At 35.4% G+C, this 19087-nt stretch carries 14 protein-coding genes; 2 read left to right on the top strand and 12 right to left on the bottom strand.

The features are described from left to right. Positions 1-813: 813 nt before the first annotated feature. A complete protein-coding gene (locus MBEAL2_RS22945; RefSeq protein WP_047154567.1) occupies positions 814-2508 on the bottom strand; it encodes a DEAD/DEAH box helicase family protein in 1695 nt (564 codons plus the stop codon). Positions 2509-2807: 299 nt separating this feature from the next. On the opposite strand from MBEAL2_RS22945, the gene MBEAL2_RS22940 reads away from it, so the two are divergent. Together MBEAL2_RS22940 and MBEAL2_RS22935 are read left to right on the top strand one after the other, a co-directional pair. Next, a complete protein-coding gene (locus MBEAL2_RS22940; protein WP_047154566.1) occupies positions 2808-3803 on the top strand; it encodes a ParM/StbA family protein in 996 nt (331 codons plus the stop codon). Beyond that, positions 3790-4074 carry a hypothetical protein gene (locus MBEAL2_RS22935; protein WP_047154565.1) on the top strand — a complete coding sequence of 95 codons (285 nt, stop codon included), beginning with the start codon at positions 3790-3792 and terminating at the stop codon, positions 4072-4074. Before MBEAL2_RS22940 ends, MBEAL2_RS22935 begins: the two co-directional genes overlap by 14 nt. Positions 4075-4816: 742 nt before the next feature. On the opposite strand, the gene MBEAL2_RS22930 is transcribed toward MBEAL2_RS22935, so the two are convergent. The 11 genes from MBEAL2_RS22930 to MBEAL2_RS22885 form a co-directional block, all read right to left on the bottom strand. Then, a complete protein-coding gene (locus tag MBEAL2_RS22930; protein ID WP_047154564.1) occupies positions 4817-5290 on the bottom strand; it encodes a hypothetical protein in 474 nt (157 codons plus the stop codon). Between the two features lie 72 nt (positions 5291-5362). Further along, the gene (locus MBEAL2_RS33175; protein WP_236692984.1) at positions 5363-6853 is read right to left on the bottom strand and encodes a hypothetical protein; all 1491 of its coding nucleotides are present in this window, start codon (positions 6851-6853) and stop codon (positions 5363-5365) included. A gap of 28 nt (positions 6854-6881) precedes the next feature. Next, complete coding sequence (locus MBEAL2_RS33170; RefSeq protein ID WP_236692983.1) at positions 6882-8549, bottom strand: DEAD/DEAH box helicase family protein; 1668 nt, start codon at positions 8547-8549, stop codon at positions 6882-6884. 11 nt (positions 8550-8560) lie between these two features. Then, complete coding sequence (locus MBEAL2_RS22920) at positions 8561-9760, bottom strand: DNA methyltransferase (RefSeq protein ID WP_152667895.1); 1200 nt, start codon at positions 9758-9760, stop codon at positions 8561-8563. A gap of 100 nt (positions 9761-9860) precedes the next feature. After that, positions 9861-11702: a DNA methyltransferase gene (locus MBEAL2_RS22915; RefSeq protein ID WP_052947932.1), complete on the bottom strand. Its 1842-nt coding sequence runs from the start codon at positions 11700-11702 to the stop codon at positions 9861-9863. Positions 11703-11721: 19 nt separating this feature from the next. Next, the gene (locus MBEAL2_RS22910; RefSeq protein WP_047154563.1) at positions 11722-14592 is read right to left on the bottom strand and encodes an SNF2-related protein; all 2871 of its coding nucleotides are present in this window, start codon (positions 14590-14592) and stop codon (positions 11722-11724) included. 145 nt (positions 14593-14737) lie between these two features. Next, positions 14738-15721 carry a hypothetical protein gene (locus MBEAL2_RS22905; RefSeq protein ID WP_152667894.1) on the bottom strand — a complete coding sequence of 328 codons (984 nt, stop codon included), beginning with the start codon at positions 15719-15721 and terminating at the stop codon, positions 14738-14740. Between the two features lie 73 nt (positions 15722-15794). Then, the gene (locus MBEAL2_RS29640) at positions 15795-16244 is read right to left on the bottom strand and encodes a helix-turn-helix domain-containing protein (protein WP_052947931.1); all 450 of its coding nucleotides are present in this window, start codon (positions 16242-16244) and stop codon (positions 15795-15797) included. 543 nt (positions 16245-16787) lie between these two features. Next, positions 16788-17183, bottom strand: coding sequence for a hypothetical protein (locus MBEAL2_RS22895; RefSeq protein ID WP_047154561.1), 396 nt, complete (start codon positions 17181-17183; stop codon positions 16788-16790). Between the two features lie 25 nt (positions 17184-17208). After that, positions 17209-18000 carry a nuclease-related domain-containing protein gene (locus MBEAL2_RS22890; RefSeq protein ID WP_236692982.1) on the bottom strand — a complete coding sequence of 264 codons (792 nt, stop codon included), beginning with the start codon at positions 17998-18000 and terminating at the stop codon, positions 17209-17211. Positions 18001-18412: 412 nt separating this feature from the next. Continuing rightward, on the bottom strand, positions 18413-18790 hold the full coding sequence (locus MBEAL2_RS22885) for a hypothetical protein (RefSeq protein ID WP_047154560.1): 378 nt from the start codon (positions 18788-18790) through the stop codon (positions 18413-18415). Positions 18791-19087: the final 297 nt, after the last annotated feature.

Below are 19087 nucleotides of genomic sequence, written 5' to 3'. Positions count from 1 at the left end.
TTAATCGCTTCTATGCATATCATAGTATTTTTGTCCAAGGTCGTAAGTACAAAAACGGTTCTACCCTGTTCGAGCTATTTATATATTTTGTATATTTTTGAACCTGTAAATATCCAGAATAATTAAAAAATTATTTTGTGCGTTCGTAAGAGAAAAGAATTGATACGAATTATGCTTAAATTGAATAGAAAAAGTTGTTGAATGTTCCTACTTATATAGAACCTATCGCATAAAAAAACAACTTTTTGGATGTATTCATAACTTCTGAGAAGAACTTAGATATTTCCTTTAAAGCTTTATAGAAAAGATGTGCCAAATGCACATAAACGATATAGAGGGTAACTATAATCAATGCCTTCGCAGTTGAATTGAAACCTTCACCTATTGTAATGAATAAGTCCCTGAAAACCGCAAACAACTTTACAATTTACCCAAAACCGTCTGATAATCAAAACAATGCAGATACCAGGAACCTAAACTCCCCTGTTACTAAAGATGTACTTTGATACTACCCAGCTACGAATAACACAAAAACCATGATGTAATGTATCAATACCCTCGTAGTGTATGGGATACTTCACAATACAAAATGGTGGCTTATCGGCAAAACCTTCACAATAATCAATGCCACTTCAATATAGGGTTCCTATCAGTATACTGTTATCCAAAATCCACTTTAATGAGTTCCAAAATGGTATTGTTATGGCAGTCTCAAGGAAGCGAACGTGCCTTTTTCTGTAAGGGATATAGAATGGTGTAACCATTTTCCATAAATAGAAAAAGAGTGCCTTGAAGACACCCTTTGTTAATCTCTTATTGAAATATTAGATGTTGACCCTTGGCAATTATAAAATTGTCGCTTAGGAATTTTTCCAAAGAATGCAGTAACTTTGTAAAATTTGATTTATGACGAATGCCAACCGCTTCCCGAAGCTCCTGTTTTTTGATACTCTTTAATCCTGATTGCCGATACTCCAATAGCAGTTTCTTAACTTCAGCCACTTTGGGATTTTCGGCTTGTTCGGGTTTGACATCTTCTACACGTTTTTTCTCGACTACAAGCTCTCTCCGAACATACTGAATCCCTGGGAATTGTTCCACAACAATGTCAATAACATCTTGATTGTTACAAAAGACATAATACTTAGCGGACTGGCTGTTGTCTCGATTGATTCTTTTCATACCTTGGTAAAGCTCACCCGCAATAGATGTCTTTCGGATTTTTTCAATGTCTTCATCCTCAAAAACCGAAATGTTTCCAACAGGGATTTTGTCTTTTGATTTGTAGAAGAAGTTTGTGAGACCGTAAGCGAGGAAATCAAAAATTGGGGATTTTATTACGACTACCATATCGAAAGTTCGGTAATAATTGACACCTTTCAAATTCCCGTGATAATCGACCCTTATTTTACAGCCAAGGTTATTCTCAATTTCTTTTAAATTATCCCCATAATTAGAGAAGTGGTATTCAATTTCTCGTTCGAGAGCTTGTTTGTTTTGTTTATCGGTTATAAACAAAACCCCTTTGCATCCTTCAAATGAAATTTCGTTAAGAACCCGTTGATTGAAATTGATGTACTTTGATAGCCCTGTTTTCGAGGTATCGACAACGTAATGGAAGAACTGCGAGTGGGAATAATCATAAAATTTGTCCTGTTTTTTGAGGATAAACTTATTGGAGAGCTGGTACTTAAAATCAAAACCGTTTGCATCTAAAATGAGGTTGCTTTTCAGAAGTAGTAGTTCATTTGATGAATCGAATGTATGCAAGCCCCCTTCATAGAAGTAAGCACCATTTTCAAGAATCTGTTGCACTTTTTTTAGTCGCTCAATTTGTTCCTTGTCGCTACTACTCGACTTTAGGAGCTTCGTTGCAACTGCTTTATATCGTTCATACTCAACCGATTGAAAGTCGAGAAAGACCATCTCTGTGTTTGTTTTGCATTTTTTCCGATTCTCACAAACTAACTGTCTTAGCATCCTTGCCAGTTCATCAATCTCTTGACAACCATCACCAACGTTACTAACAAACAAGTCTCCGATATCCTGGCAATTGAATGTAACTTTCTCCACTAAGTTGGGGTATTCATCTATGATTAGAATGTCTCTGTTTTTAACGAGTTCTCTGTGCTCACCCTGACATATCATTTGGTACATGCGATGCGATACGCACAAAATTGGCGATTCGACAGCTCGTTGTCTTTGATTCTTTTTCCGAATATCATCTCCAGCAATGCCACAAGCTACGTCCTTTCCCGCATACTTGTTGATTGCATTTACCGTGTTGGTCAATTCATCGTTTTTTACGAACAACTGCACATATAAAACTCGGTAATCGTATTCTTTGGTCATTTCCCCAAGAATCCGATGTGTAGTTCTGCTTTTACCTGTTCCCGCCTCATGGTTGAAAACAATGAAGTGTTCATTGTCCCACTTATTTTTATTATCAAGTATTTGCTCCCGTAACTCCTGAAAATAACTATCATGTGTCATCTGCGATAATTGCATCCTCCTTTAAATTTGGAATTTTCTTTTCATATAAGAAGAATACCGAATACGAACGACTCATTAAATAGAAAAGCGGTTCTATAGTGTTTTATATAATTGTTACTCGTATGTAAATTTATGTAAATTACTAAATTCCCTTTACTAAATGAAAACGTTGTTTGGTAGGCATGTTACAAGCCAGAAACATGCTGTACGACTTGTAGCACGGTATACGACAGGGTTAGTAGCACAAGTCCGAATTTTCCTTCTTAAAGTGTTTATGATATAGAAACTTAAAAAACAAGGAGGAATTCATTCTTATGACCAACCAATTATCAATCGCTATCGACAGTGGCAAACATAGCACCAAATCAGCATCCTATATCAACGGTACGCTACAAAAGGTACGCTTTCGTACAAAAGTGCAGGGAGTGGAAAATTTAGGGATTGATATACCGATGAACAACTACCTATTGGAACTGGAGGGGAATTCCTTTCTCATTGGAGATAGCGTTTCAGAAAATAGGAGTGATTTTAGCCTTTCTAAGAATACAAAGGAACATTTGCTCTGCATATATCTTTCAATTGTAAAATTCCTCGAAAAAATGGGTCTAATCAACTCTGGCATACCAACTATCCGATTAGCCGTTAATCTTCCGTTAAGCCATTACAAGAACGCAAAATTTCGACAGGAATATGAGGAGTCCATCCTCAACAGCCAAAAACCTATTTCGTTGCGTATAAATCAGAAGCCATTTATATTTCGGATTCAATCGGTTCTCTTTTTGCCCGAAGGAACGGGTCCCATTTATTCTCGCATTAGCGAGTACCGTAACAAGCGAGTTCTTATATTTGATATCGGCTCACTGAATGTTAATTTCTGTGAGTATCAGTCCCTCGTCCCCAGATTGGATTCCATGTTTTTAAGTACACAGGGCATCAATATCCTGCGTTCTAAAATTACCGAGGAATTGACCACAAAGTATGCAAAGTATGGAATTTCTATCTCACAAGACGATGCCGAACAAATTTTGCGGGACGGCTATCTATTTGCAAACGGGATTAAACAAGAAGAGAGCAAAGCCGTTATCGAGGATTGCAAATCCTCTCATGTTGTCGAAATCTTCAACTTTGCTAAAAGTAGAGGACTTACATTTAACAACTCAATTTTATTATTTTGTGGCGGTGGGAGTATTATATTGAAAGAAGCAATTCTAAGTGAATTTCCATCGGCTGTTATTGATACCGATGGAGTTTATGCAAACGTACTGAGTTACTTGAAAATCATGGAGGCAAAAGGACTTGTCAAGGCATAAAGTCTCCATCAGCGTAAAGGATTCCCACTTATATGAATACCTAAAAACAAAAGATAATATAAGCAGTTATATTTGTAAGTTAATAGAAGCAGATATGCAGAACGTACAATACTCCAAAGACGATTTAGTTGCAAAAGTCGAAAAAATTCTTTACCGACTTCTTCAAAATAACCATTTATATGAAAACGGTTTGCTAACTATCAAAGGAAAACAAAGTGAAACGGAAACTCTTTCAAGTGAAGATATTGATATTATAAATAACCTTTTCTAAGCAATAGAGCCAATACTTCTTGGCTCTTTATTTTGGTTATTTATGGAATATAGGCATTAGCGATTTCAAATTCACTTATCAATAGGTGCACTTTCTTCAAACCAAGTAGTATGGCTGGAATTCATTATCCAAACGCTTAGCGTTGATTATATATTCATTAGGAAGTTCGCAAATTAATTACGATATTTCATACTTTCCTTTGAAATATCTGTAAAGGATGGAGGTTTCCTGATTTCGGTAAATCACCTGCACATTTCAAGTGTCGTGGAAGTCCCGTTCCACGCTGTGATTAGAAGACAAGCAGGGAAAAACATTCTGCTATCTATTGTTGCGATTTTCTCCAGAACCGTTGTATGTTTTTCCTCTGCTCGAAACAGCAGACATTTCCTATTTGCATTTTATCCATAGGTTTTTTTTTGCTAATATATAGGTTTATGTTTTCCGAAAGTTGTGAAGCCTGAAAACCATTGATACGACTGGTTTTTTTGGCATTTCTTGTTTAAAAAATCTCAACTGAATTTTTGGGTGCTCGCCATCTAAGTTGAACTTTCTGATGATACCCGTTATTTTTATACGCTATTGAACCCATTTCTCCAATGGTTCCAGAAGATGTTTCACGATTTCATAGTCGCTTAATTCATCACCTTGAGCCTGATTCCACTTTTCAAATGTAAACACTATATACAGGTCAACCCAATACCATGCTAAGTCGGGGATATCGTTCACCCTGGCTGGGATTTTCCTAATATCTACCTCTTCCCCCCGTTCTATCTACAAACCTTTCCCCCTGCAATTCATATTCCCACGTTTCCTTTAAGTCAGGACTATCCACGCAAATCTCAACTCCTACTTCCCCCTTCATCGCCCGATTAATGTCAAAAAGAATAGTTTCAATATCTCCTTTTTCTAATGCCTTGGTGAAATCATGCCATGTCCAAGTATCATCCAGCATCAGTTCCCGTTTGTATTCGACAGCCTTTTCTAATCCCTTTTCAACATGTAATCCAACGGAATACGTTCCGTCTCCATTTTCACAAACGAAATACTTTCCGAACCTATAGGCTGGATACTCGGTGGATGGGATAAGCCACCACATGCTTTTCTTGTGGTCATACCGATTGAACGGCCGCAACGTGAATCGTTTATGTTGGGTCTTTAGACATTCATGAATTGACTTAGTAAGTTCGTGTGAATTTTCGTAGGCGAATCCCTTCATTTTCTTTCACCCTATTTCGCTTTATAGTAAAAGACTGCTGGATAGATTTCCAGCAGTACCACAGCAAACTCTTTACTCACCTAATACATTGGTAAATATTTTAGTAATATAAGCATCGTCATCGTTCTGGAACAGCACATTTAGTGACTCTAATTCATCTTTGCTTCCCCAATGAGAAACTGCATCATACGATGTACCCGAGATGATAAACGAATTTAGAACAATACTACTATCTTGTATTCTAAGCCTATTCTCAATTTCTTTAATGTTCACTGATAGTTGTATTTTAGCGTCATTTTTTCCCCGCAAATTTCTGATTCCTTTTGGGTCAATAAATGTGATGTATTGTTTCCCCTGATAAATAAGCCACAAAATGAAATCTGGGAAAAAGTTGTTTGCTTCAAAGAATCCAATGCCCGCTTTACTTTTGTTTCTTAACAGGTAAAGTTCCTTATCCACGAAGAACGATGTATTACCTTCATAAAACTTCCTTAAATCAAATACAAAGTTACGTTCACCCTCGTTTAAATTTATGGGACTCACTGCAATTTCTGTGGAATTCTTCCGAATGTAAATCAACGGATTATACAAATGCTTTTCAAATAAAAATGGCTCAAAATTGCCGTACGAGTAATTTTTAAATTCGATGTCTTTTAGTTTACCTGATTCAAGCAGTTCTTTTAACTGATTCAATCGGTTCATCAAAGAATCATTCTCTTCTGGGTTATGAACGGTGAAAACATACTTTTCTTCTTTGATGAAATTTGTATCGTCCTCTTTTAGCTCTTCATATTGCAAATGTGGGAATTCCCACTCTGCCTTTTTATGTTTATAAAAGTAATCACAGTATTTCCGCAAGAGAACAATTGCAATCTCATGCCACTTTTTGAAGTTTTTAAAATCGGTAAACTCCAATTCTGCTTCAGGAATATATAGCGTGTACCATGAAGGATTCCGTAGTAACTGCGATAGGCTTTCCTTCGTTATATTCAGGTTGTACCATGCCTTTAAATTTTTGTATTCCTGAATTTGGAAATAGACTTCATCCATGTTTATAAATGCAAGGTGTTTTTTGGTTAATTTCCCTGTATACTTTAAACTATTATCATTAGAGCTTACAGAGGAAGCCTGAACTTGAATTTTGGGATACCAGTCAACTATTATCTTGTTACTCGCAATATCTTCGCTCAATACCGACAGATTCGGTTTAGGTCCTTGCCTTTTGAAATCCAAACCGTCTTTTATCTTAAGAGTTCTAAGTTGACCCAAATTAACATTCTTGTTCCTTATCACTGGAAGCTCAATATATTCAGGCTCGTTTTCTATATCCAACCCTTCATCTTCCAGATATTCTTTAAACTGCTTCATATAATCGGCTCTTACCCCGAAAATATTCAGTGTTTCCATAATCTCTATATATTTTGGCACATTCATGTCTGGATTTTCTCGTTTTACAAATTTGGTGCGTTTTAAGCTGAATTCATACCCTTTGAGCCTAACGCCCCTTCCAAAGAGCTGAATAATTTCAGACCCTTCTGTTCTTCCGACATTCATTAAGCCCATTGTTGTTACCCGCCAACTACTCCAGCCTTCAGTAAACTTTTTTTGAACCAATAAGCACATTTACAGCGGAACCATTTTCATTGATTTTCTGAAATAATGATTCCGAGAATTCTCTTACCCCTGTAATCAACCCATTTTCTTCGCAAAGTTTGATAAGCTTACTGTCATCCCCTACGTTAATAACTCCGAAGTATTCATTTTCCCCTACACAAATACCAATCTCACCAGTTACACCCTTTAGGTTCTCAACGTGTAATTCGGCTTCAACAGTATTGGAATTGAATACGGTTCTGAGAATATCCCGATAGATTCCAGTGTAATCTAAGGGTTTGCTATTCAAATATTTGAATGCATCCCGAAATATTTCTCTGCCTTTGTTATCAAGAAGACCAGGGCTTCCTCCAAGTAAACGTTCAATCAATTTAATACTTCTGGATTCATTCTTTATAAAATCCGAGAAGAACGTTAAGATGTCAACCACATCAGAGGCTTCAGTATTTTTCTTCCCTTTCAGGACACTGGCTCCTACAAAAATAATCAAAGGATTCTCAATTAAAAATGGTGCGAATGTTTTCCTATTATCTTCAAATAGTCTTTTTTGTTGATAAAACGTCAGTAAACAAGCAGTAAGATACAACAGCCGTATATCTTCCTTGCTGTCATCTTCGAGGTTTAGAATGTTGTAATCTTTCCCGTAGCCATCCGCATAAAAGTACCGATACGAGTAGTCAAATAAAATACATTTTGCGTACTCTTGAATTAATGCTTCTTTACCCGATGCTTTCATTGCCTGACCAAAGGTAGCCGAGTATTCAAATGAAAATCCGTTTTCGCATAACTTATCCCTTTTACCTTTCCAGTCCTCTCCCGAAGAGCCACGATGCCCTTCATCAACAAGTACCAGGTTGTTTCCTTCAAAAGAGTCGATTGCGACTGTTTTATCTCCCTCTTCGTCTTTGATTTTATTGATGTCAATAATCTCAATCCGTTTCTCTGCTAACGCCAGGAGTCCACCAACATTTTTATCAAATAGTTCTGCGTTAAGTCCAGAGAGTTGAAATTCACCAAGATGTTGATTTGATAACCCTTCATTCGGGGTTAGAAGGATTATTTTATTAATCTCATTTACTCTGCCAGACTGTTTCATATAATGAAGGTATTGAAGACTATTGACATGCATAATAAGGGTCTTACCAGAGCCTGTTGCGTTCCAAAAAGCAATTTTTTTAAGGTCAGTGAGCGTATAAGGCTCTATCTTATCTCCATCCTCTTTATCCCCATTAAATTCTTCTACATAAGCGTTAAGTTCTGCAACCAATTTATCTGGGGTATTCACATACATATCCAGATAAATCTCTGTAAAAAGAAGAGAAAGATACTGAAAATACTTCCAGGAAAAGCGTAACTCCCTTTTTTCGGAGATTTTAAGTGTATGAGCTACTATGTTTTCATCATATTGTAAAAGCTTGTCCTTGCTTATTTTGAACTTATCCTTATATTCTTCAATTAGAAAATGGTAGAAATTAGTATTGTTGTCGTCATCCAGCCCCTCATACCTTGGTTTCTTCATTTCTTCAGCGATTTCTTCAAGCTTACTTACACCAAACAGTTTTAGAAAATACTGATTCAATACCAACCGTTTGTAGAACTTTAATTGAGGTGTTTTTGCCTTTTTCGTTTTACTTGTTCTTGCCACAATAACACCCCCTATACTGCTTGAACATCAAACATCAATTTTTTAAATTCTTCTTCTATGAGAACGACTTTCCATCTTTCTTCGTCCATTTTCAAATTTTGAAGGTTGTTATCTCCGTTTACATAGATTCTGTCAAACTCAAAATCCCTGGTGCTGTATTTCTTCTTTAGGAAATAAGTATCTAACACCGCATTATCTTTTACAATGTCATCCGTTAAGGTTCTCCAAATCACAAGTACCCGTTCGCCAGATTGGGTTCTACCTTCAATTTCTTTAAAAGTGTACTCGCCATTCTTTGATAATGATAATTTAACGGAACCTGGAACATCGCTTTCATTATCATCCACGGCAATGTAGTTCTCTCTTTTTTCATTCCGTACCACTTCGATTCCCAGCAGATAATTGAAGGTTTCAACCAAATCAATTGTTGTGACTTTAGTTTCCAATCCCTGTGCAATATTCAGCTTATATTCAAAAGGATTTTTAAACTTATCTATATTAAGTAGCGTCACGCTGTTTTCCGTTTCTTTATCAAGCAGATAGGTAAGCATATACTGTTCTCTTAACTCTGGATTCAGGTCAAGCAATGTTATTTGCTCTTCTGTTCTCTTTAGTTCGAGATTATTTAACGTATCTTCATATGATTCAAGACGAATATATTTAAAGATATGACTTGAACCTTGTCTTGAAATGGGCTGACCATCTTTCCAGTCATCTGAGTAGATAACTTTTTGAATTCTTGGTTTGGTAACTGAATCAAAATAATCTCCCATTTCTACAAGGATATACTTTCGATTTGATTGTTTTTCATCCTGTTCGTTATTTTTGTTAAGATTAATTACAGCATGCCCTGTCGTCCCTGAACCTGCAAAAAAGTCAATAATTGTATCTGTATGTTCTGTCATAGCAGAAATTAAATATTGAATTAAAGGGACTGGTTTAGGATACGAAAATTCAATTCCCATTCCTTCTAACATATTAGATGAAGACTGTGTACTTCCTAAGTTTCTCAGTACCGTTAGAACATGCCCGTTGTCCATTCTTTCTTTAATTACATATGGGGCACCAGAATCCTTAACAACAAACCATGTTTTCTGGCCTTTGCTATCAGTGATTGGTTGAAATTTATTTTTAATGAACTGTTCCAAAAGGTCTTTAGAACTCCAACCACTTCTAATTACTAAGGGAGAAGTCGTCTTCCAATCTTTCACTTCAACGACATCCTTAAATTTTGGATATTCCTCTTTATCTGGTAAGATATAACCCTCCTCAAATGACGCAGGAAATCCTATGGGTAGTAAAATATCAGATTCAGGATTTTTCGGTCCGTTCTTTACAATAGTGTTTTCTATAAGATTTTTTATACAGCTTACTATCTTTTGGTACGTTAGGGTCTATCACTTTAGGAGGGGGTAATTCTTTTCCATTTCTTGAATACGCTACTATATATTCGTGGTCCTGCTTAAATTTGCTTTGGTTATCTATATTACCATCCGTATTCCAAATAAATACATTCAATAAATTGTTTTCACCATATTTTGAATTCATCAATAGCATTAATCGAGCCAACTCATGATTTCCTATAGAACTCATATTAACGCCCGTTTTAGTCAATAATTTTTTTAATAAGTCAATTCTGTCATTAACCATTGAAAGCCAAGAAGAATGAGTAAAGTTATCTTTATAAAGAAACTCGTCTTTCAATGTATTATATGGTGGGTCTATATAGGCACATTGGATACTTTCCTTATACTTCTCCGTCAACAAATTTAGTGCTTGAAAATTTTCACCTTTAATTAAGACTCCATTCACATTTTTATCAATATTATCTATTGAACCTAAAAGCTTTTCTTTAAAGTCATCATTAAATAACGCTGTATCCAATATTAAATTCTTATTTTGTTTCAAAAAGTCAACAGTCAATGGCTCTGAGTATCCAATAGTAGTTAAATCACCCTTTATTTCATTAATTGAAAACAGCTTAACCCATTCTTTTCTCTGCCTATCTTCTTTAGCAATTTCAGGATAGAATTCCTCACTAATTTTATCCAGCGTTATACAGAAATTTGTTTCCACAACAAATTTCTTTTTTAACCATAATTTCTTCTGGAAATTTTCAATCTGTTCAAGAAAGGCAATAATTTTGTTGCCAATTTTCTTAATAACTTTAATCTTCGTAAGATATTGCTCGATTTTTACTTCATTTTCTGTATCTAAATCATCTAAAAACATTACTTCATTTTTGATGTAAAAATCTAACTCCCTCCTCAAGAACCCACCTAAATCTTTATGTATAAAATAATCAAATGTATTTCTTGATGTATAGTCATACAGATATTTTTCAATCAACGTCCTTTTTAGATTTTTTTCAGATGGTTGTAAAGAAAGTAGTGTTTCATACTTGTTTAAAGAGGTATGGGAATTAATTATTCTGGATATTATTTCAATAGCTTCATCAATCAAGTCTTTTTGTTTTTCTGTACTTACAACATAATCAAAATAAATTGTTAACTCGCCATCATACCTAAATAATTTTTCTTTGTGTATCATAAATCTCTTTTCTTTGTCACTATGAACCTTATTATTATCTTTTTCGGTATCTGCATCTACAATTTTAAAGTGAACCTTGTAACCATCTGACGTTTTAAAGCTATAATCCTTGAAATACTCTGCAGTTTTGATGTAATATTGGTCAGCATTTGCCCAATGGAGTTTCACTTCTTCCCCTTCATAGGGAAGAGCATATACGTCCTTCTTGTACCGTCTTAGAGACATAAAGTCTCCTTTGTCGTAATACCTTCTAAAAAAATTTGCAAGGTGCGAATATACCTCATTTTCGGCAGAGGATACACTTAACCCGTTATCGAGTTTTGCCTTTAACGTCATATACTTGTTACTACTCTCCAAAGGAACTCCGTCATCTTCTAACCGTTTTACAAGTTCTTTCAGTTCCTTCTCTACATTTTTTTGTTCCACAGAGATGTATTTTTCAAGTTCTTTCGTTACTTGAGGTAGTAAATCTTCATTTAGGAATTTTTCAATTTCCTTCCTTTTATAGTTCATGATTCTATATATTCCAAAATCCAAATCCGATTGGTCAAGTTGAAACATCTCTGATAAGATTGACTTGAGTTTAGCGTAGCCTTCGTTCACTGAATTTCCTCCTCTATCCCTATACAACTTCCCATTCTATTATAAATAAATCCTCTCTCTCCGTGTGCTGGTGCATTCTGCTTTCAAGTTCTTGTATTAACTCATTTCTTTTTTCGATGACTTCATCCTCAACTTCAAAAACTTTTCTACGCATTGTCCGTTTCTGTTTTTCCAGTTCATTAATTTTTAATTGGATGTCATGCTGTTCTTCTGTTGAAATCGCAAGTCGAGCTTTTCTGGTTAAGTCTCTGATTTGCCTTTTGACATCCTCAAGCTCTTTTTCGGAAGCGAGAATTAAATCGTCTGCCCATTTTTGTAATCTCTCTTGTTCCTCTCTGAAATACTTGTTATTTTCCTCTATTACCCTACTTATAGTGGCTTCTTCATATCTTTTCATTTCTCTCATGATTTTTTGTTGAAAGCCATCTTGAATATTACTTATTGGTAGAATACTTGCATTACATTGAAACAGTTTCTCGCATTGCTCTTGGTCCAGTATCTCCCCGCTACTTGTGAACCCGCTAAATAACAAATGCTCCCCTTTTTCAAAAGATTCAATGGTTAGCTTTGATAATATCAAATACCCTTGTTTCCCCTGTAATGATTGAACCACTGATATTTTTGCAGGGTGATTCGTTATATCAAATACTAATTTTGCTGGAGGTGTTGATACGGATAAAGCCCTGTCAATCACATACTCGCCAAGTGGATGGGACAAACGATAAAGATATGTCCCCTCCACGTTTTTTCTTTCTTTGGAAATCATAAAATATTTCCCGCTTGGTATACGGTTATCTAAACTTTTTTCCAAACAAAAGCTTAGCTCACTACTATCAAACTGAGCCTCTTCTTGTAGTATTGACCTTGTTACATTCCAAAATAACTTCTCGTACTTATTAAGATGTTCTTTCGTGAATTGAAGATTAAACTTAAGTCTATCGTGTACATCTATATCAAAGTTCTCTAACAGCTTTTCTTTGGTCTTATCCATTCTTTGCTTAATTCGGTCTTCCATTTCTGCCTGTAATTCTTGGAAGGCCATCTCGATTTCCTCTTGTTGTCTACAAGTTTGATAGATTTTAAGTATACGCCTTTCAAAATCAACTCCAGATTCAATAGACCCCAACACTTCGTCCGAGGAGCCTAATATCCCCTCAAAAAGTCTAAACTTTTCATTTAGCAATTCATACACTCTTACATCTGCTTGGTTTCTCTGGTTGATAAAATTAATCACAACCACATCAAATTTCTGACCATATCTATGACAACGACCAATTCTTTGCTCTATACGCTGTGGATTCCAGGGTAAATCATAATTCACAATTAGAGAACAGAATTGGAGATTTACCCCCTCCGAAGCCGATTCAGTTGCAATCATAATCTCAGCTTCATCACGGAAATATTCAATTAAAGCATTTCTTTTATCCGCAATCTTTGAGCCACTAATTCTACCTGAGTGTTGGTTTTTCTCAACCCATTGGTTATAAATTTCCGTTGATTCTCTATCGGAGTTCGTACCATTGAAAACAACAATTTTTCCTTTATATCCGTTTGCTTCGAGAAATGTTTTCAAATACTCTTGTGTTCTTTTAGACTCCGTAAAAATAAGGGCCTTTTTATTTGCACCTAATTCACGCATCTTTTCAAAACCAATACTCAGAGCTTTTAATAATGCTTCTGACTTAGTATCAATTTGTATTTCATTCGCCTTTTGTATGAAACGTTCAATTTCTTTTATTTCTTGGTTAATCTTTTCTAAGTCTAATTGATGGTTTTCTGACCCAAGAGTTTCTTCCTCTTCAAAATTCTCTTCAATTTCATCTACGCTCTGTTCAATAAGGTTCAATTCATCTTCGTCAACCAAATCATCAAAAGCAAGCTCTTTTTCAGCCATGCCGTCCCTTATATCTTCCAACCTTTTTTTGATGGTTTGTAGAGTTTGTAAAACTGCGTTTGTAGAGGAAGCAAGAAGCTTCCAAAGAATTAATGTCGTCAATACCCTCTGGCTTTTTGGAATCGAATATGTATCTTCTCTTTGAAGGAAGATAGATATAGCTTCATAAAGAGCCTGTTCCTTATCAGAAGACGTAAAAGGTTGCGTAATCGGGTGTCTTTCGGTGTATTTTATATATTCAAGGACATCCTTCCGTAATGTTCGCTTACAAAACCCCTTAAGTCTATCCCTCAAATCCTCGAAATTGCCATCATTGACGTAGTTACTCCTAAATGCTTTGATATCACCAAAAATGTGGTCATCAATTAAGGTTGAAAGCCCGTAAAGCTCCAATAAAGAGTTTTGAAGAGGCGTAGCAGTAAGCAGTAGTTTTTTTCTCTCTTCGATTGCCCACTTTATCCCCTGACCCATTCTATTGCTATTCCGATATACATTACGTAATTTGTGTGCTTCATCCATCACCGCTAAGTCCCACTGAATTGCACGTATGTCATTTTTTCTTTTGTTTGGAAAATTAAAAGAGGTAATGATAACGCATGGTTGATTAAAGGGATTGGCATTCCCGTTACGTAGTTCTTCATTGTAATTTTTCGTCTCAAGTATTATGCTTGGCAGATTGAATTTTTCTTGAAGCTCTAAACTCCATTGCTTCCTAAGCGAAGACGGACAAATCACCAACAGCCTTCTTTTTCTTTCTGCCCAATATTGACAAAGTACAAGTCCTGCTTCAATTGTTTTTCCCAACCCTACTTCGTCAGCAAGAATAACTCCCTTGGATAAAGGAGATTTGAAAGCAAACAAGGCCGCATCCACTTGATGCGGGTTAATATCTACTGAAGCATCAAACAAAGACATTGAAAGCTTTTCTATATCATTAGAAGTAGAACGATGAATGAGTTTATTTGCAAAATATTTAGAATGATACGCTGTATTCACAAGCTATCCCTCAATTTCCTATTCAATCAATAAGAATATTGTCTCAAGTTTATTCCAATAATGCTATAGGAAAACAAAAGAAAAAATCAATGCTGGGATTAACCTTACATTGACTCTTTCCAATCATTGTTATAAAAATCCTTTTTTACGATACTGCCAGATTCGACTCAAATCGTTGCATTCGGAAAAAATAATCGGAAAAAAAGTGAATCATTTTCCGAAACACTTCAACAATTTGGTTGATTGTATCCTGTATGTCTTTTGACGGCTTAAAGTAAACACCTATGACATTTCTATTATCGTCAAACACAACACTTTCTCCAATTCTTTCCCTTATCTGATGTTCTTTCTCTTTAAAAATTGGGTATAGGTATTCACTTTCATTTGTAAATCGCAATTCGAGAAATGCGAGTTTTCTCCGACTTTCTAACGTCACAAAATAGGTAGTCCCACTCAATCCCCCTCCAAATTGGAGCAACCTATTTGTCTCAATGTTCGACTTTTCACGTTGGAAGCTCAAAAAATATGGGATGTTTCGTCTTAATTCACTGAGAAGCATATGGTTAATATCTTCCCTGGTTCCAAAGTTACTATCCTGTTTTCTTATAGGAGGCGTCCTTTCCGCATTCTTATCTGGCATATTTCCGTATTTGGCAACAACGTGAATTGGATTTTGGACGTTATCCAACAAATTCAAATTCCTGAACACTTCTAACTTGTGTAGCTTGTTCAAACTATCCAATGCTTCAATAACCTTCGGATTGATTTTCACTAAATAAAGAATAATATCCTTTCTTGAATCTTCTATCTTGTTTTTCAATTGCTTCACATGGTTTCTGTGGAAGCCCAGTGCCTGATAGACAACTATCCCCTTCTGTATACTGTCTACGATTTGTAATACCTTTTTTTGATGGGGCTCATTAGATTTCAGCAGAAGGTTCTCAACGTAGATTTCGCTTCCCGTGTGTTTGTCTATTGAATACATGTCCAATTTCATGCCTTGGTGACTTTTTTCTAATAAGATGTCTCCCGCTTCAAGCTTCACATTCAATGTATTTTCCAATATGTTTGGTCGAGTCTTCAAAAAAAGACTAAACAGAAACTCTTTTTCAGTTCCTTTGATGCTCATACACATATCAGCTCCTCTTTAATGATAAAAGGAGACCCCATATGTATGGAATCCCCCCTTTTCCTTGGCCTGTTTAACTTACTTCTTTAAAATCATCAATCAGCTCGGATAGGTCGAATAACTGCTTAATTTTATTCTCCTTGTCCCAGGATGCCTCAATGATAAATTCAATTATTTGTACCAATATTTCTTTTGCTTCCTTGCCAATCAGATTTTCTTCATCAATCTTGCAGTCATTATAGAGAATTAACTCCGCAATCGAAGGTGCTTCATCAATGGGAGTCTCGTTAGTCGAAATATCTAACAGTAAAGAAAGTGGTATTTCCAATGCCGTAGCGATTTTAGATGCGATAGGCACGGATGGAGCTTTCCTTTGACCGTTTTCGAGGCGACATAGATACCCACTCGACACCCCTGTCTTCTCAAAAAGTTGTTGCAAAGACATATTTTTCCTTTCCCTATAATACTTCATAGTTGAACCAAAGTTGTCATTAACTGCTCTGTCGTTTGACCGTTTTTTCATATTCATTTTCCCTCCTGTGCGATACTGTCTAATTCATGTGAAATAGAGCTACCATCTGAAAATTTCCCATTATATTAGGAATCCTTGGTTATCAAACCTACTAAATTATAGATTTGGCACTATAGATTATTCCGTAACAAGTGGGCTGACTGGCTTTATTGCATGACAAAATACCCAGCCATCGCTGACAGGGTTTTGTATGCAGATATAGTCTAAAGGGATATGAGCTTCGTACACTTGGCATTGCTCACAACTTATCCTAAAACCCATAAATAGTGTTGTTGTCATTACTCAACATACATAGGGGTAAGCAATACAAAAAAACACCCCACAGATTCATGGAGTATGAACATTTCATACGATTTCGGGAAATTTGACTATTTTTTCTGCACTTCATAGGAATTTATATTACTTTCTTAATACGAAAACCGTTCAAGCCTACGAAAAAGATATGAAGGTTTCATAACTATTTAGTAAAGATTCGTACATTTTTTGCAATCTATGCTTATCCCTTCACATCAATATGATGTTCTGCAAATCTCGTTATGTATCAAACTGCTTTAATCGCTTTCTACAATATAATGCAAATGAGTTTATATCCTTCAACGTTTCTTTTATTTCATAGGACGATACATCCCCCGAAATCATGCCCTTGGTCATTCCAATAGATTGTATAATATCCTGTTTTAATTGGCTTGTCGGTTCGGCAATCATAGCAGAAATGATTTGATTAAATATGCCCTTAATCCCAAGTTGCGTTCGCTTCTTATAATAGAAATGGAAGACCTCTTTCGATTGTAGTAGGTACATTGCAATAAAACGCCTTTTTCGATGACTGTTCTGCCAAGACCCTATAATTTGTTCAATCGGCATAGTATCACATAAATGAGCGTGAAGTTCTTGAATATACTGTTCATATAAATCCTGACGGAACACCATCTTTCACTCTCCTCTTATTGCATATTTATCCTTCCTTTGTCTTTCTGTTGTGTTCGGCTCGAATCGTTGAATCCGTTATATTCACATTTCTAATCAATTCATAAATACGAATCCTATCCGATTCTGAAAGTAAAGGATTTTGAAATTGAGTTTTAAACCATCGAAGTTTTCTTTCAATATACTCGGAAAGCTCAATATCATAAACGATAAGTTGATTTGAATGTATTTTTCTAAGTTCTGGTTCTACACCAAACCGACAACGCATTGTAAAAGATATCATAGAAACGAATTTCAGATTCTTAAATTCGGATAAAATGCTCTCCAAAACCTTTATGTGACCATAGTTCTGAAATAGCGGGTTATACATTTTGAATCTATTGCTGACATTCCAAAACTTATCATTCCGATTCCCTTTGATTTCACCATAATAATTCTTTGTTTCAATCACAAATAATCCATACTCTGTGATTACGATATGGTCAATCTGAGAATATCCTGTTTTCGATTTAGGATTTTTTATAAGAACGTCACTCAGATACCTAATTTCTTTTGGTAGTTGGTCAAGTTGAATGTTGATTTTATACTCACCTAACTCGCCAATTCGTGTCGGCTCCACTCTTCTCTTTTGTTGAACAGGCTTAGCTGGAGGAATTTGTTCTTCTTTCTTTTCGATTTTGTTTGGTTTTCCAAAAAACGCTAATATTTTGTTAAAAATCATTTGACTCTCCATTTCAAACACGTATTGGTTATACAACTTCATTTCTTTTAGAATACTGTAAAAATCCAAAATTTGAAAAGGAGTCATATAGTCATACATTTCTCCTTAGACCTGACTTCTTCAGCCAAAGATTATATTATTCTGCAATATTCCTCCATTTTTCTCATGCAGTTTGATTTCAAACATAACTTGTCGTGTATTTAAAAGCTATAGTTGTCGTTTTAGGTCAATATCTCCAAAGAATTTCCTGATTCATATGATGACCTGTTCTGTAGAAATATAGAATAAGACGTGCTTTCTTGTCTAAAAACCAACACATAACAAAAACATGAGTGATACCAGGTAGTTCCCCTGATTTTCACTCATGCTTTTGAAATCTGTTTACTTCCATTCTTTTCGACCTTTTTTGTAAAACTTATCCAAACCCCTCAACCTATATTCCCATACATTCATGAATTTCCAAAATTCATTTTTCTTTGGCTCACATAGAAAAAAGTCAATAACCTTCTTGTTACTTATTTCTACGCTTTTTCATAGCCTTTTGAAGTTCTTTTCGTTCTGGATATTTCGATTTGTATTTCATTATATTGTCCAGGTCAAAGTGTTCAATGGGTATGTCATCGCTGTAAGTTTTTACAGTTATCCCCTTAAATAACCCTGATGGCTCATGGTCTATTCCATCTTCTACTTTGGATTGGTCTAAATTAGACGCATCTATCCGAAAAGAGACAATATCTTCTCCATAAATGTTGTTGGTAAGGTCAACCCAATTAACGCTATGGGCTTCTTGAGTTGTAAAATAAATCAAACCTTCTGAACCAGTTTTAATTGCACCATCATCAAATATTTTCTCATAATTACTATATTTGGTAGCATGATATAAGAACATTTCTAATCTCCCCTTATATAATCGTTGATGTTAATAACTCCTATTTTTATCAGAAATTTCTTTTAGTAATTCACACCAGGGATAGTTTTCCTTCCTATTTTAGCACTTTATCTAATAGACTCCAGTTCTGATTTCATCACCGAGCCTGTTATAATTGGGACAAATCCCTATCGCCAACCTCATTTTAGTCATTCTATATGATAAAGGTCTTTATAGAAGGATGGTTTCCCCCTTACCCTTTGAACCCTACCTTCAGCCATTCAAGAATTTTTCCTACCCATTTTGCCTGACTATCTA

The sequence above is a fragment of the Aneurinibacillus tyrosinisolvens genome (genome assembly GCF_001015055.1).
Lineage (GTDB): Bacteria > Bacillota > Bacilli > Aneurinibacillales > Aneurinibacillaceae > Aneurinibacillus_A > Aneurinibacillus_A tyrosinisolvens.
Note: the sequence above shows the minus strand (reverse complement) of the source record. Positions and strands in the feature narration are given on the sequence as shown.

Coding starts and splice junctions, on each gene's coding strand:
- MBEAL2_RS22945 (WP_047154567.1), bottom strand. CDS start 2,508: ATGCAATTATCGCAGATGACACATGATAGTTATTTTCAGGAGTTACGG.
- MBEAL2_RS22940 (WP_047154566.1), top strand. CDS start 2,808: ATGACCAACCAATTATCAATCGCTATCGACAGTGGCAAACATAGCACC.
- MBEAL2_RS22930 (WP_047154564.1), bottom strand. CDS start 5,290: ATGAAGGGATTCGCCTACGAAAATTCACACGAACTTACTAAGTCAATT.
- MBEAL2_RS33175 (WP_236692984.1), bottom strand. CDS start 6,853: ATGGGCTTAATGAATGTCGGAAGAACAGAAGGGTCTGAAATTATTCAG.
- MBEAL2_RS22905 (WP_152667894.1), bottom strand. CDS start 15,721: ATGAGCATCAAAGGAACTGAAAAAGAGTTTCTGTTTAGTCTTTTTTTG.
- MBEAL2_RS29640 (WP_052947931.1), bottom strand. CDS start 16,244: ATGAAAAAACGGTCAAACGACAGAGCAGTTAATGACAACTTTGGTTCA.
- MBEAL2_RS22895 (WP_047154561.1), bottom strand. CDS start 17,183: ATGGTGTTCCGTCAGGATTTATATGAACAGTATATTCAAGAACTTCAC.
- MBEAL2_RS22890 (WP_236692982.1), bottom strand. CDS start 18,000: ATGTATGACTATATGACTCCTTTTCAAATTTTGGATTTTTACAGTATT.
- MBEAL2_RS22885 (WP_047154560.1), bottom strand. CDS start 18,790: ATGTTCTTATATCATGCTACCAAATATAGTAATTATGAGAAAATATTT.